The 16,024-nt window shown below is 41.3% G+C and carries 13 protein-coding genes; 3 read left to right on the top strand and 10 right to left on the bottom strand.

The features are described from left to right. Nucleotides 1-32 precede the first annotated feature (32 nt). The 8 genes from AC0VYH_RS07395 to AC0VYH_RS07360 all read right to left on the bottom strand — a co-directional run bounded on the left by AC0VYH_RS07395 (nt 33) and on the right by AC0VYH_RS07360 (nt 11,073). Nucleotides 33-260 carry a hypothetical protein gene (locus AC0VYH_RS07395; RefSeq protein ID WP_430241361.1) on the bottom strand — a complete coding sequence of 76 codons (228 nt, stop codon included), beginning with the start codon at nt 258-260 and terminating at the stop codon, nt 33-35. Between the two features lie 103 nt (nt 261-363). Continuing rightward, nucleotides 364-1,932, bottom strand: coding sequence for a BCCT family transporter (locus AC0VYH_RS07390; protein ID WP_475368766.1), 1,569 nt, complete (start codon nt 1,930-1,932; stop codon nt 364-366). A 135-nt stretch (nt 1,933-2,067) separates the two neighbouring features. Next, nucleotides 2,068-3,222 carry a Zn-dependent alcohol dehydrogenase gene (locus AC0VYH_RS07385; protein WP_475373586.1) on the bottom strand — a complete coding sequence of 385 codons (1,155 nt, stop codon included), beginning with the start codon at nt 3,220-3,222 and terminating at the stop codon, nt 2,068-2,070. 18 nt (nt 3,223-3,240) lie between these two features. Continuing rightward, on the bottom strand, nt 3,241-4,761 hold the full coding sequence (locus AC0VYH_RS07380; protein ID WP_475373585.1) for an aldehyde dehydrogenase family protein: 1,521 nt from the start codon (nt 4,759-4,761) through the stop codon (nt 3,241-3,243). Nucleotide 4,762: 1 nt separating this feature from the next. Further along, a complete protein-coding gene (locus AC0VYH_RS07375; RefSeq protein ID WP_475373584.1) occupies nt 4,763-6,085 on the bottom strand; it encodes a lyase family protein in 1,323 nt (440 codons plus the stop codon). A gap of 573 nt (nt 6,086-6,658) precedes the next feature. Then, entirely contained in the window at nt 6,659-7,501 is an 843-nt protein-coding gene (locus AC0VYH_RS07370) for an ABC transporter substrate-binding protein (RefSeq protein ID WP_475373583.1), read from the bottom strand. 83 nt (nt 7,502-7,584) lie between these two features. Beyond that, nucleotides 7,585-8,916 (bottom strand): sigma-54-dependent transcriptional regulator, encoded by a 1,332-nt coding sequence (locus AC0VYH_RS07365; RefSeq protein WP_430241350.1) that lies wholly within the window; start codon nt 8,914-8,916, stop codon nt 7,585-7,587. Between the two features lie 15 nt (nt 8,917-8,931). Next, a complete protein-coding gene (locus AC0VYH_RS07360; protein ID WP_475373582.1) occupies nt 8,932-11,073 on the bottom strand; it encodes a sensor histidine kinase in 2,142 nt (713 codons plus the stop codon). Between the two features lie 320 nt (nt 11,074-11,393). Here AC0VYH_RS07360 and AC0VYH_RS07355 point away from each other — a divergent pair, with 320 nt between their 5' ends. Continuing rightward, nucleotides 11,394-12,650, top strand: a complete 1,257-nt coding sequence (locus AC0VYH_RS07355; protein WP_475373581.1) for a hypothetical protein — start codon at nt 11,394-11,396, stop codon at nt 12,648-12,650. A gap of 141 nt (nt 12,651-12,791) precedes the next feature. Here AC0VYH_RS07355 and AC0VYH_RS07350 read toward each other — a convergent pair whose 3' ends face one another. After that, nucleotides 12,792-13,214 carry a DUF1801 domain-containing protein gene (locus tag AC0VYH_RS07350; protein WP_475367035.1) on the bottom strand — a complete coding sequence of 141 codons (423 nt, stop codon included), beginning with the start codon at nt 13,212-13,214 and terminating at the stop codon, nt 12,792-12,794. A gap of 269 nt (nt 13,215-13,483) precedes the next feature. On the opposite strand from AC0VYH_RS07350, the gene AC0VYH_RS07345 reads away from it, so the two are divergent. Continuing rightward, a complete protein-coding gene (locus AC0VYH_RS07345; protein ID WP_283152497.1) occupies nt 13,484-13,963 on the top strand; it encodes a site-2 protease family protein in 480 nt (159 codons plus the stop codon). Between the two features lie 173 nt (nt 13,964-14,136). Further along, entirely contained in the window at nt 14,137-14,694 is a 558-nt protein-coding gene (locus tag AC0VYH_RS07340; RefSeq protein ID WP_404682635.1) for an MEDS domain-containing protein, read from the top strand. Between the two features lie 63 nt (nt 14,695-14,757). Here AC0VYH_RS07340 and AC0VYH_RS07335 read toward each other — a convergent pair whose 3' ends face one another. Beyond that, entirely contained in the window at nt 14,758-15,972 is a 1,215-nt protein-coding gene (locus AC0VYH_RS07335) for a threonine synthase (protein WP_475373580.1), read from the bottom strand. Nucleotides 15,973-16,024 lie beyond the last annotated feature (52 nt).

Raw genomic sequence — 16,024 nt, 5'->3', positions numbered from 1 at the left:
TCGTAGAAAAATCGAATATAAGTTTGAACCGTTTACCTCATCAGTTTTTGAAGCCCGGCATTCCGTTCTTGGCGCACTTCCTCCGAAGCGAGATCATATTTCTTCAACAGGTGAAACAGTTCGTTCAATGTTTCTTGTGTAATTGTTTGTTGTAAGAAGCGATATGTATCCTGCACAAGTTCATCTGGCATATAAGGTGACTGGGTCTCAAGCTTTGTCATAACGTCTCCGTACGAGTGATCGATTGTACATTTCCCCACTTGCCTTCACTCCTCTCTTCTTATACTACTAGTTTAGCACGATTCATTCACGCGGTAGTCCATTCAAGTAAAAAAGAACAGACGGTTTGTCTGTTCTTTACGTTTATACAGCTTTATCTTTTGGCTTTTGTTCTTCTAATCCTCCAACTTCTTCTGACTCATCAAACTTCTCGAATTTCTTAGGATTACGAATGATTTTCATAAGAGAACCGAGAACGAATAGGGATAAGAATAGGGCCGGAACACCACCGAGATTGGCTAACATTTTAATTCCATCAATATTCGCATAGCTGATCATAATCCACGCTACTAGCGTTACTGTGATCCCCCAAACAACTTTTATGAGCACGCTTGGTTCAGGACTACTAGGTGTAATTCCTGTTGAAGAAATACCACCCATGGCTGCAAGGTTTGAATCAGCTGCAGTAACAAAGGATATAAAGACGATAAACACATAAATCGGAATCACAATTGCAGCAAGTGGTAGAGCATCAAATACCGCATAGAGAGCAGCCTCTGCACCTACTGTATTCATGATATTAGCAAGTCCAGCACCCGTCATCTCCATGTTAATTGCTGTTCCACTAAAGATCGTCATCCATAATCCTCCGAAAAATGCCGGTAGAACAAAATTGACGATAATCATGTGTTTCACTTTGTAGCCAAATGAAATTCTTCCAAGGAATAAAGCCGTAATCGCTGCCCATGAGAACCAGCTTGCCCAGTAGAACGTCGTCCACGATTGTGGCCATGGATCGCCAGCAGATGCACCCGTGAAAAGACTTTTGTTAAAGAAATTCGTAAAATAATTCCCCGCTGATTCTGTTCCTAAATTTAATAAGTAAGAAGTTGGTCCCACGATAAACATAAAGATGATAATACCTATAAAAAGTCTCATATTGATATTGGAAAGAACTCGAATCCCTTTCATTAAACCTGTAGACGCTGAAATTATAAACGTTACCATTAACGCAATGGCAATCGCAGCCCATAAGGTTGGCGAACTCGCAATTCCACTAATGTAGTTAACGCCACCGCCAAGGTTTAATAAGCTCGTTCCCATCGATGCCGCCATCCCAAGAGCAAGAGTGTAAAGGCAAAGAGCATCAATCACATTCGCCCATTTACCCGAAATGCGATTACCGAATAGGGGAGCTAATGTTGAACTTAAGCTAAAAGGCTTTTTCATATTATAATAAGCAAATGCAAAGACGATCGCTGGTAAGCAGTAAATCGCATATGGTGTAATCGTCCAATGCAAGTACATTGTAGAAAGTGAGAAGATGGCTGCTTCTGGACTATTCGGATCAATGCCAAGCGATTCTGGAGGTGCCGATACATGGTATAGTGGCTCAACAATTCCCCAAAACGTCAGACCTGCCGCAATCGTAGTCGTTAAGGTGATGGCAAACCAAGTCATTGGTTTCAACATCGGCTTCGCTTTGTCTCCGCCAATTCGGATATTTCCTAGTGGTGAGAAGTATACAGCAACACAGGCTACGACCATTAATAACCCTGCGATACTAAATAGCCAGCCAAGATTGGCAATCACCCAGTTGTTCATATTAGTGGCCGTCGAAATAAAGGCCTCTTTATTTGTAAAACTAACAATGGCAGCTGCAAGTAATAGAAGAAACGGTGGCCAAAAAACCGGATGCTTAAAACTCTTCATAACATGAACCCCTCCCATGAGATTATTCAATTAACCGTTACCGCAAGTAAAACTGTTGTTTCTTGACTGCATCCACCTTTTTTTGATATTTCTCTTTGGACGAGTCCGCATTGTAATCGAACGGCCTTTTACACCTTAAATCAATTCTGTATAACGTTCTGCATTGATCACCGGTTCTCTTTGAAAATCAATCACAGATCGACCTACATTCACGCAGTTGCAATCATGAAATGAGTCAAAGGCCTGGTTGATTTCATCCAAGGAAACGCGATTAATTACAAGTTCATCAAGCATAAACTTACCATCGAGGTAAAGCTCAGCAATTTTAGGAAAATCACGATATGGCTGGGTATCTCCGTAGAAGCTTCCTTTGATCACTTTTCCAACTCGGTGAAAACCACCCGCAGGCAGACTAAGTGACATTTCAGGATGAAATGCACCAACAACTACAATCGTTCCCCCTTTACGAGTTGCATTCCAGGCGTTAGCGGTAGCAGCTGTATGTCCTGAGCAGTCGATCGCATAATGAACACCAAATCCGTTCGTTATCGCACGAATCATTTCAGGTGCATCCCCCTCGCTCACGTTCACAGTATGTGTAGCCCCAAATTGCTTCGCGATTTCAAGGTTCGCTGGCTTCATATCACAGGCAATGATTTTCGAAGCACCGGCGATTCTCGCACCTTGAATCGCATTCACCCCTACACCTCCGATGCCAAACACAGCAACGGTTGAACCGGGAGTTACTTTAGCGGCATTGACCGCTGCGCCATAGCCAGTGGCAACGCCACATCCGATCAGCGATGCTTGAGCCAGCGGCATCGCATCTGGTAATTTCACACAAGACATATCAGGAACGACGGCATATTCAGCAAATGTCGAAAGAAGAGAATTATGAAAAAGCGGAAGACCATCCTTACTAAGTCGAGAAGTTCCATCGAGAAGCGTACCGTTAAACATTGGGCCAAAGGCTGACTCACAAAGATGAATAGCACCAGTGACACAAAACTCACACGTCCCGCAGTAGGGAACCCAGCTTAGCGCTACTTTGTCACCAGGTTTAACCGTCTTGACGTTAGGACCTACCTCAACAACTGTACCAGCGCCTTCATGACCAAGAATGGTTGGGAACGGGGTCGATGGATCTTGTACGGCGTTGAGGTCACTATGACAGACCCCAGTCGCCGCAATTTTTACAAGGACTTCATTTGCTTTCGGTGAAGCTAACTCCACTTCTTGAATTTCAAGTGGTGCACCTAGACCCGTCATTACAGCCGCTTTCATTTTCATACTCTTTCCTCCGCTCTTTTAGTAAGCAACCCAGATTGCTTTTGTTTTTGTATACGATTGAAGCGAGTGCACGGCATATTCTTTGCCCCAACCACTTTGTTTCCAGCCTCCAAATGGACTAGCAAAGTCGTAGCAGCCATATTTGTTTACGAATACCATACCAGCTTCAAGCTTTTTCGCTACGCGATGCGCTCGAGAGACATCATTCGTCCATAGACCAGCAGCAAGACCATAAATCGTATCATTCGCCATTCGAATAACCTCTTCTTCCGAATCGAATGGCAGGATGCAAAGGACAGGTCCAAATATCTCTTCCTGTGCTATCGTCATACCGTTTGTCACGTCAGCGAAAATAGTTGGCTTAATATAAAATCCATTCGCTTTCTCACCCTCAATATCACGCTCTCCTCCGGCGACAAGCCGTGCCCCTTCTTGTTTTCCACTTTCAATGTAATGAAGAATACTGTTCATATGAGCCTCTGAAACCTGTGGTCCCTGGTCACTTTCAGGATCAAATGGATCACCACACTTGTATACGCTTGCATATTCACCGATTTTTTCAACTACCTCATCATAAACTGGGCGCTCCACAAAAAGTCGTGTTGGTGCAGAACACTTCTCGCCTTTATGGGTAAACAACCCATAGAATGAACGTTCAATCGCCCCTTCAAGATTTGGTGCGTCTGCAAAAATAATATTTGGTGACTTACCTCCTAGCTCCAGTGTGACTGGCTTCAAGTTCGAATCCGCTGAGTCATGAACGAGCTTTTTCCCAACTTCCGTGCTTCCTGTAAAGGAAATTTTATCAACATCCATGTGCGTGCTAATGTAAGATCCAATCGAGCCTTTACCAAGAATTAGATTTAGAACGCCTGGCGGTAATAGCTTCGCTTCATGAATGATTTCAACGAGACGAATCGCTGAGTAAGATGTCGTACTAGAAGGCTTCAAAACAACCGTATTCCCCATCGCAAGCGCTGGCGATAGCTTCCATACAGCCATACCAATTGGAAAATTAAATGGAACAATTTGACCACAAACGCCGATCGGATCTCGCGTTGTATAGCTTAAGAAATTCCCTTCCACCGGATTGTTTTCTCCATAATACTTATCCGTCCATCCCGCGTAATATTGGAAGAGATCTGATGCTTCTTGAACATCATCGTTATAAGCTTCCGTATAAAGCTTTCCATTATCTAGAGACTCAAGCGTTGCTAACTCATCCTGGTGTTCAATAATAAGAGCACTAATCTCGCGTAGAATCCTTGCTCTTTCTTTTCGCGTTGTTTCTTTCCATGTGCCATGATCGAACGCCTCTCTAGCTGCCGAAACTGCTTGATCGACGTCTTCTTTTTTGGCGCTATGGATTGAACCAGTTCGTTTTCCAGTCGAAGGATTAATGGATTCAATCGTTTCTCCGCTACTGCTTTCCACCCACTGTCCATTTATATAAAGCTTTTTTGGTTTCTCAAGCCAATGACTCGCCCACTCTAACTTTGGCTGCTTAATGCCTTCAAATTTCGTTTGAATGTTTTTCATATCAATATCCCCCATTTGCTTGTAGTTGAAGTAACCCATCTTTACCATCTGTTTTCATTGCGTTTAAGACAGCTTCATAACCAAAGCGTTCTTTTAAATCAACAACTAGCGGAATTGTGGTGTTTGCATAATCTCTGCAAGTTGCTTCATTCACTTTTATTCCTTTTACACAACGTTCTTCGAAAACTGGCAGCACATTTGTCAACATTTGGATCGCATCTATTATCGCCATCCCGGCTACGCCTTCGAACACGTTAAGATCAAGCTCTCCATGCTCTAGTGCTGCCTGGACAGTACGATCACACCCAAGTACCTTGAAACAACATTGAATGAGCGTTTCAGGTATTACTGGATTTACTTTCCCAGGGAAGAACGATGAGCCCGCCTGTACTGCCGGTAGCGATAGTTCTCCAAAACCTGTTTCAGGACCAGAAGCGCGAATGCGTAGATCTTTTCCGAATTTAATCAAACCACTAGCTAGCTGCCTCAGCTCGTTTGATACATCTCCAAGGTCATCAAGATGCTGAGCTGCATCAAATAAATTGTCACGATACATTACGTTCCGACTCGTCGTTTCCCTTAAATAATGCAAAATGTTTTTCCGGTATCCCTCAGACGCTCCAATCCCAGAACCGATAACCGTTCCTCCTAGATTAATGCGGTCCATTTGTTCTGTAGCTTTTTGTAGTGACTCCATGCGGCGATCAAGTAACGCCACAACACCTGACATCGAATCTCCGAGCGGTACCCTCATTCCATCCTGTAAACAGGTGCGCGAAATGGTCATTACATCCGACCACTCATTCGCTTTTTCTCTTATGCTTTGTTGCAACGATCTCACAACAGCAAGGAGCTTCTCCAGTTGCCTTGCAATCGTAAGACGAATCGCCGTATGACAAACGTCCGAAGTGGATTGGGAAGCGTTCACATGATCATTGGGTTGCACTTCTTCGTAGCTACCAATCTCGTATCCAAGAATTTGATTCGCTCGATTCGATACTACTTCATTCACGTTCATGTTCGATCCAATACCACCTCCTCCGTGATAAGGATCAACTGGAAAATGTTCTACGTGCTTTCCGCTAATAAGCTCATCACATGCTGTAACAATGGCATCCTGAATTCGCTTCGGTAGCACTCCCGCCTCACCATTTGCAAGCGCAGCAGCCTTTTTTACAATGCTTAGTGCCTTCACATAATCAGGATAATCTGTAAGCTTTTTTTCTGAAAAGCTTAGATTTGCAGTACTCCTAACTGTCTGGATCCCATAGAGAGCATCGCTTGGAATCTTGACAGTGCCAAACTCATCTTGCTCATATCTCATCTGAAAACCCTCTTTCACGAATAGGCGGTTGGATCTACCCGAGACTGACTGAATGCGATAGAAACAAATAATGTTTATGCTAAATCAATTAAAGCGTTTTCATTTCGCTATACGTTAAGGACATTCACACTCACGCGAACAATAAGTTTAAAAGTACATTAAATCCTCCTTGAATCTAACTTGAATTTCTCACTGTTATATAATGCAAGTATTGTGCCAACTTTTAAATCCTTATAACAGTGCGAATTGTTCCCCACAATTACTAAAAGTGTAGAAAAATACTACACTTTAACTGTAGAAAATTCCTACAGTGTCGCATTTTCACACAAAAAAAGCACTGTTCCATTGAACAGCGCCTTACTTCTTCTTTGTGAATTTCGCTAATAGCAGCGCAATAATAATACAGGCGATGCCAAGCAACACAATATTATTTGATATAAAGTCCAGAATCACTCAACTACCTTTCTATCATAATCAACATCTAACAACAGCTTACCACAAAGTAAGCCTTCCATGAGAGAAGGAGGATGCTGTCTTTTTGATGATGAAAGAGCCACTTGGAAGCTCTACCCTCTAGTCCACTCTTAACAACCCTTGGTCTTGTAGAAAAGCCTTCGCGACTTTTCCTACATCCTGGTGCAAAACGTCCACTCGATAGTTTAGACTAATCATTTCTTCGTTTGTAATGGAAGCAGAAAGCTTTTCAAGTGGCTCTTGAATCTCTGGATATTGCTCAATCATTTTCCGTTGCACGACTGGAGCAGCATCATATGGTGGAAACGCTTTGCGATTATCTTCTAATACAACGAGGTGGTAGTCTTCAATGCGACTATCTGTGATCATTCCAACAGCTACCTGTACTCGAGACTCTTTTACAGCGAGACTCAGCAATTCTGAATCAACCGCAAGAAGCTGATCTTTGTTCACCGAAAATTGATACACATCTTCTAAATGACTGAGACCGTCTTCTCTTATTAAATATTCGTCATTTGTCGCCATTTTTAATGATGGGTGTTCCTGATTGCTCATATACGTGACAAGATCACTGACCGAATCAAGTTGATGCTGCTTAGCAAAGGACTCTTTCATGATGAGCCCCCATGAACTATTAAAATCACTTTTCTCTAACCAAATAATGTCGCTTTTTTCATCTTCTTTTTTAACAGATTCATAAGCTTCGAGCGAATCATAACCTGGACCACTTTTATGATAAATCGTTTTAGCAGTGTTCGTGTATTCCCAATACAAATCAATTACTTTGTTTTCAAATGCATCACGAATGGAAGGACTATCAAGAAAGCGCATTTCTTCAATATCAAATCCTTCTTCCATTAAAAGAAGGGCAGTCATTTTCATTAAAAGGTATTGTTCGGTAAATGCTTTGGATCCAAGTTTAATAGTCAGATGAGCGTTCACTTTCGCATCTTCCTGCTTTATTTCTTCTTTTGACTGACAAGAAATAAGGAAAGTAAGGCATCCAACGATTAGAAGAAACCTTCTCATAGACTGATGCCGATTTTTTTCATTTTGTAAATTAACGTATGCCTGGCAATTCCAAGTCGGTCTGCTGCTTTCGTCTGGTTGCCATTTGTTTCTCCAAGCGCTTGTCGAATCATCTTTTCCTCTATATCTTCTAGCACCTCGGAAAGACTTCCACTGAAGTCCTGTGATCCTACTGGTTCATCTTTTGGTATCGACATAAGAGATGCATGCGCAAGGTCTTCTGGCATAATTGTTCCTTCTCGTTTTACGATATGAATGCGTTCAAGCATATTGAGTAGCTCGCGAATGTTACCTGGCCACGTATGACGGAGGAGAAGGTTGATGCTTTCCTCTGCTATATAAATTTGTTTCTTATACTTTCCATTTAATTTCTTCATTTGTGATTGAATGAAAAGGGGGATATCTTCCATCCTTTCACGTAGGGGAGGGATCTCAATTTCGATTAAATTTAGACGATAGTAAAGATCCTCACGAAACGTACCTTCCGCAACGGATTTTTTTAAATCCTTATTCGTCGCTGTAATGATTCGTACATCTACTGTGCGATATTCATTGCTACCTAGCTGCATCACCTTTTTATCTTCAATGACATGAAGAAGCTTCGCTTGCATGGAAGGAGAAATCTCTCCAATCTCATCTAGAAAAATCGTCCCTTTATCTGCAGCAGCAAATTTTCCGATTTTCGTTGTTGCAGCTCCCGTAAATGCTCCCTTCTGATAGCCAAACAACTCACTTTCAAGAAGGTGCTCAGGTATAGCCGCACAGTTAATCGATAGCATTGGGCCCGCCCCACGATAACTATTTGAATGAATCCAATGAGCAAGAGCCGTTTTGCCAACGCCACTCTCACCTAGCACTAATATACTTGCATCCGTATCCTTCACCTGACCTAGAAATGCCATCACACGCTTCATCTCAGGACTTTGAAATACAAATGGATCGTTTTCTTTTGGCGGAGCCTCTACCTTTGTATCGAGTTGTTTCATAACCAACTCTTTTACTTCTTCGAGCTCCATCGGTTTGTTCAAATAATCGACGGCGCCCAGTTTCATTGCCCCGACAGCACTCTCGACATTTCCATAAGCCGTCATCATAATGACCGGCACATCTGGCTTCAGCCTTTTCATTTCTTCCAATACTTGAAGACCCGTCATATCTGGTAGCATATAATCCAGAATCACGACTGCCATTTCTTTTCTTTTAAATAAGTCGATAGCAGTACTTCCCGTATGAGCCAAAACTGACGATAGGCCTGCCTTCGTTAATTTCCTGCCGATTAGCTTCGCAAGCTGCATCTCATCATCTACGATCAAAACGGTTCTCTCCATAACGCCACCCCTTTTCTATCGGTGGAACCAACAATGAATTGTTGTCCCCTCACCCTCTACGCTCTCAACCGTAAGATCGCCATTATTTTCTTTAATGATATCTCTCGCGATCGTTAATCCAAGTCCATTCCCTTTTTCCTTAGTCGAAAAGAATGGATCAAAAAGCCATTCAAGATTACTCGTCATAATGCCCGTTCCTGTGTCTCCGATAGCGACATGAACATATTTCTCGTCCTCTTCAATCGTAACGGTTAATGTTCCTTCCTCTTTCATTGCGTCTGTTGCATTAAGAATGATATTTAAAAAGGCTTGAATTAACTCATCATAGAAACCGACGAGGTCTCCGCTTGTCTCATAGTGCTTTACGACCTCTATATTTAATTCTTTTAGCTTAAATCTCACTAGATGTAGGACTTCATCAGTCACTTTCTTCAACTGAATTGGTCGAGCATCGGCTTTGTTCACTTTTGCAAAATTCAAGAAATTATTCACAATCGTCTTCATTCGTTTCACGACTTGATCAATATCACGCGATAATTCAAGAATCTCTTCTGAACTATTGGCTTCCTCCACTTCTTCTCTTAACATCTCAGAAGATCCTGTTAAAATCGCAAGCGGGTTTTTGATTTCATGAGCAATACCCGTGGTAATTTGCCCTATCAATGCAAGCTTATCATTTTGTTTCAACCGTGACTCTAGCATCTTCATTTGTGAAATATCCTGTAGCACAGCAATGCTGCCAATAATTTCATTCTGAGCATTGTAGAAACGAGACGTAGCGATATTCACAATGTGACGCCTTCCCTTTGCGTCGATAATGTAGCTTTCACATTCGATGCTAGGTTCCTCAGAGATTAAGGCTTTTAACAACATAAAGTCTTCATCTGTACTTTTAATTGGAAGTTCTGATAATGACTTTCCGACGAGATCATTTCTACTAAACCCAATAAGGTTTTCGAATTGTTTGTTCACATGCGTTACGATCGCGTGATCATTAATCGTAATCATGCCATAAGGGATTCCTTCAATCATGTCATTTAAGTAGCGTTCACTTTCTTCTAGCTGATGCTGCTTCTCATAATTACTATTGCCGACGGAAATGATCGTTCGAGTCAATTCTCCCACTTCATCTTTTCGGACATTTTGAGATGGATCATGCTCCTGATAAAAAACCTTCTTCCTATAATCCTTTGCATAATCTGTTAATCGAATAATGGGATAAACAATATTTCGAATACCGGCAACGATGAAAAAGAAAGAAAGAATGAGAATCCCGAGAAAAGATAACGTAAGCACTAGCGATAGTTTTCGAACGGGGGCAAAGGCAATATCTTCTGACACTCCGTAAACGAGACCCCATTCATCACGCAGTGTTTGATAAGCGATGATGCTCTGATCCCCTCCATAAGATGAACGTGCAACCCCTGAAACTTCCTCAAATATTTGCTCAGAAGGCAGATCACTTGAAATAGCTGATCCGATTGATTGTTCATTAGTAGAAGCCACGACAATTCCTTCTGGATCAACCATCATCCCAAAATGTCCTTCACTCATGCTGATATTTCTGACGATTTCAGATAAATAATCCTGACTAAATTCTGCAATTAAAGCACCTTGAAAATCATTTTTGTCGTCAAAGACTGGAATCCCCACCGAAACAATATCCTCACCGCTAAAATTTTGAATAACACTAGAAACAGCATAATTGTGCGTCCATTGAATTCGATCAAACTCTGGATAGTGATAGGAGACACCTTCAAGCTCAGGGGCAAAAGGAGATTCAAATATGACGTTACTAGTGTCATCTAGATAATAGATAGACCGAATAATAGAGCTCTGGGCAATCGCCTGTCTGGATCGCTCATACATACGTTCCGCGTTAATTTCGTTTTCTTCTCCATTTCCTGCCATTAAATGCAGCTGTAAAACAACACTGGAAATTTCATTATTTACGCGCTTCACGATACTTTCCGTGTTCGCGACATTTTCACTAATAATGTCCTGCTCAATCATCTCTTCCGCATAGTTGATGATCAGCTGATAGATCATTAACGTTGGAATAACTAGAATGAAAACAAAAATCATGACAGATTTTCTTAAAATACTTCCATGAACTGATTCAAATAAACGAATGAGCTGTTTTGTTAAGGTTTTCATTCCATCCCACCAGTTGTTATGACATGACGAACTTGTCTCATTTAAATTCATCATAATCGTCCACTCGCTCAATTGGCAATAGAATATTTAGATATTATACCTTGCTCCCTATTTTCAACACATTCTTCCCCATCGGAACGAAAAGTAATGTTGCATTCGACTTCTTCCATTCATTTCCCCGGAAATGGTCAACTAAATTACAAAAGAATTCGCTTAAACTAGACAAGGAATTTTTTCCCCGCTCGACACCATTATCCCATTCTTTTACGGAACGTTATGTATAATGATGGCATCAACTTACTTCAGTAGGGAGGAATCTTATGAAAACGCTTCGTCACGTATTGGTGTTTATCTTATTACTCATCGTCACGTCATGTAACTTCTTAACTACTTCTGACTCATCGGAAAAGGTAGAAGCGGAGAAAGAAACGGTGGACAAGTCTGCAGAGGAAACCGTACAAAAAGACATTCTTTTTCAAGATGGCACGTACAAGTGGGAGAAAGATGGAGAAATCCATGGGGGTCTCGATATAACAGATTCAGCTTCTACTTCATTTACGTTTATGCTTCAATCCTATGATGGTCAAAATGTTGGAGAGCTTTCAGGAACTGCTGAAGTCGACGGAGAAATGGCTCATTTCACACACCCTGATAACGATGCTTGCAAAGCCTCGTTTGGTTGGAAGGAGGACCGATTAGCCATCGATACGAGTGAAGCGTGTGAATCAATGAATGAGAATAGCGCTTCTTTTACAGGCGTATACACTCGAATTGAACTGGAATCCAATCCGAAAGATGAAGCAGCGAACGAAGAAAGTTCTTCTGAATGGAAAGAAGCACTTTATATTGATCCTGCGTTCGATCAGGGGAATTTAAGCATATCAAACGTGACGAAGGAATCCTTTCAGTTTACGATCGACGTAAGTAGTGGATCGGATGTTGGGAAATTGAATGGTACAGCTACAATAAACGGTGATGAAGCAACGTTTGAGGATACGGAAGATCCGTCTTGTTCCGGTACGTTTATTCGAACGAATGACGTCATTACATTTATTGAAGAAGCCTGTCTTAGTTACCATGACGCAGCTGTTGGGTTTAATGGTGATTATACGATGACAGATGAAAAACCATTAACATCAGCCGAGAATACCCCTACTTCCTGTGAAAAAGCTCCGTTCCATTCAGAATTACTGAATTTTGCAGAGCAAGGTCACCTGAAGGATGCCTCCATTTTTCTTGGAATGTCTGAAGAAGCCTTAAAGAAAATAAAGCCAGAGATGACTTATGATGAAACGTTCTATGAAGGAACACCTGGATTCTATGATGAAAAGTACGCTTACTTAACTGCAAACGAAACGGTAAGTCATTTACGTTATAACGCGTTATCAGAAGGACCCGCTATCCCTTACACAGATGTCGTTTGTCAATTTGGAGAACCTGATGAGGTCGTCTTTAATGAACTGGATAACGAATATTTGCATGTATATCATACTGGTGAAAACAGACTTTCTTTCGTCTCAGAATCAAAAGAAGGTGACATTAAAGCAGTAGCGCTTGAAACCGTGCAAGCACAATAATCTAAAGGTTTTGAAACCAACATAAGGGTCAGGCACATCTGCGCCTGACCCTTATGTTGATATTTCACCAATTGGCTCATCGTACCATTCTCTCTAGCAATATAAATTATTATGTTTCCGCCTTACTATGCAATATCTACCTTATTTTTCTGGGTACAGCTTTTTCAAATATTCGACTGATTGACATATTAGCTCTTTAAGTACTTCAAGATCAATGTCCGCAAGCTTATTTACATAAACACAGGCCTTCCCTGTTGTATGTTTTCCTAATCGAGCTAAAGCATCCTCGCGCTCTGGTTCTCCTTGAGCGAGATACAAACTAATCTTAGCCTTCCTAGGAGAAAATCCAACGAGCGGTGCATCCCCCTCATGTCCCGTAGCGTATTTATAATGATAACTTCCGAACCCAATAATACTTGGTCCCCACATTTTCGCTTCATACCCTGTCGTTTCAGTAAAAAGATCTAACAAACGATAGCCATCCTCCCGCTTCTTTGGATGATCAACGCTTTCGATGAATTCAATCACACTGTTATCCGTTTCTTTCGTTTTCAGTTCATACATCAAAATACCCCCTTTATTTCTTCACCTTTCACTTACTATTTACTCCGCCCTTTCGTTAATTCCTTTTTATTTTCCTTAGTTCAACAATCGCAAATTTCGAAAGCTTATTACTGCTATGCCCTTACAAGTAAAGATGTATCAAAAGCATTTCTTTTATTACCGTTTCATGTTTCTTATCGAAAATCAGTTAGGAAACGAGTAAATCGGGAACGTTCCTTTTTATAGTCATACCAAACTTTAGTTGATACTTACATCTCGGAGGTATAACCATGTTTACTTTAAATGATATTCCCATGTTCTTTGTGAATTTCTTCATTATTCTACCAATTGTCACTCTTGTCCATGAAGCGGGTCACGTGCTCATAGCGCGGCTATTTGGAGGCAAAGTGAAATTTTGCATCGGTACAGGACGCACGCTCTTTCATATAGGACCGCTGGAAATTAGAAGAAAGTATTTCATGGAAGGCTGGTGCCAATACGAAGAATTAACCTACAACAAAACGTGGGCACACGTTGCGATCTATTTAGGTGGCAGTCTATTTAATCTCATTGTGATTTTAATCATTAACTACTTGATTACCTCAAACACAATACCTGTAACGCTGTTTTTCTATCAGTTCACATATTTCTCTATCTACTTTATTTTCTTCTCACTTATGCCCTTCCGTAATGACAATGGCAGACCTAGTGATGGGATGGCCGTATTCGATGTTCTTCGATACGGAAAATCCGTCGATCCAATTGATTAAACGTAAAGGATAAAAGCCAAATTCTGTTCTCACACAGAATCTGGCTTTTTTTCATATCGCACCATCTTTCTCACCTTTACCGAAATAAAAACCTCATGCCTACTCATACCGCCATGTATCTCTTCGAAGAATTGTAGTAAAATAAAAGTAGAAGAAAACGAAGGGGTGATCACTTGACTAGCAAGATGAATCAGCTGTTCGAGGAGCAAAAAAGTGTTCATGTGCTTTATGCCTACCATGGGATGAAGAATTACCTCGAACAAGTCGTTAGTTATACTGAAAAAGGAGTCGCGAACGGAGATTACGTCATCTTAATCGAAAATGATCGCCTGTATCCGATGATTGAGAAAGAATTAACCTCAAGGTTAACGGCTAACGAAATGAAGTTTGTCCACAGAGTGAACAGCTTCGACTTTTACTTTTCTAGCGGCAGTTATCATCCTCCTGCTATTCATGAATATTTCAAAAAGACCGTTCAACCTTATGTGGAATCTAATCTCTCCTTCCGCTCATGGGCACATGTGGAATGGGCCTCGATGGAAGACCCTCTTCACCTTATAGAAGACTTCGAAAAAATTGTAGACGAAGCAGTTAACGATCTTTCCTTCCCTCTTATTTGTGCATACGATGGAGAAAGAATGCCTGATTACCTCATTAACATTTTGATGGAAACTCACCCTTACGTGTTAATGGAAGAAGAATTTTTCACTTCAAAACAATATTTAGCTTAAATAGAAATGCACCCCTCTAAGAAAATCTCAGAGTGGTGCATTACCTTTGGTATGGCTAAGATATTAGACGTTGATTCTTTCATTCGTCTCCATTGTTTTCACATTTACTTCAAAAGCATCTGGATATTTAATACCAAGGCCCGTATTTAAACAAATAACCTGTTCATTTTCTTTGATCCAATTTCGTTCCCTTAATCTTTCCGCAGCAGCGAATGTACTCGCTCCTTCGGGACAAATAAATTGCCCTTCTAACGCAGCAACTTCTCGCTGAGAGATTCGAATATCTTCTTCAGAAACAGCAACGGCACACCCGTCTGTTTGATAGATCGCATCCAATACAAGAAAGTCTCCGATCGCTTTAGGTACATTGATACCAAACGCATGCGTCGTTGAATTTTCCCAGAACTCAGACTCAGTTTTTCCTTCTTCGAATGCCTTCACAATAGGGGCACACCCCTCCGATTGCACAGCAACTAATCTTGGAAGCTTTTGATCCTTAATCCAACCAAGCTTCTGAAGCTCAAGAAACGCTTTATAGATCCCAATAAGACCAACGCCACCGCCTGTTGGATAAAGAATTACATCAGGAAGCTCCCAATTCAGCTGTTCCGCTATTTCATACCCCATCGTTTTTTTACCTTCAATGCGATAGGGCTCTTTTAGGGTAGATGCATCATAAAATCCTTGCTCTTTCACGAGATCACCAACTATTTTACCAGCGTCACTTATTAACCCGTTGACTAGATAAAGATGAGCACCAGAAATACTCACTTCTTTTCTCGTAATCTCAGGTGCGTCAACAGGCATAACGATATGAGCGTCCAACCCAGCCTTTGCTGCATAAAGTGACCAGGCAGCTCCAGCATTTCCATTTGTCGGCATCGCAAGGTTCTGAACGCCAAGCTCCTTTGCCTTCGAAATGCCGACTGCCGCTCCCCGAGCTTTAAATGAACCCGTCGGCACCATTCCCTCGTCTTTTATGTATAAGTTTGAGAGATTCATTTTCTGACCAAGGGATGGTAGTGGCAGGAAAGGGGTCATCCCTTCTTCAAAACTAACTTTATTCTTTTCTTCTTTAACCGGAAGTAATTCATGATAGCGCCAGAGCGACTGTTCTCGTCCGGCAATCATTTCCTTTGTAAGACACTTTTTCACCTCATCAAGATCATATTCGACAAGAAGTGGTGAACCACAAACACAAAGCTGTTGAATCGTATCTGAATCATATGTCTCGTTGCACTTTGGACATGATAAATGACAAACCATACTATATGGCATTGAAGCACCTCCGACAATTTAGTAAAAGACGTGTTGAAACCCAAAGTTCACA

Source organism: Anaerobacillus sp. QJM3NY_32 (genome assembly GCF_056173645.1).
Note: the sequence above shows the minus strand (reverse complement) of the source record. Positions and strands in the feature narration are given on the sequence as shown.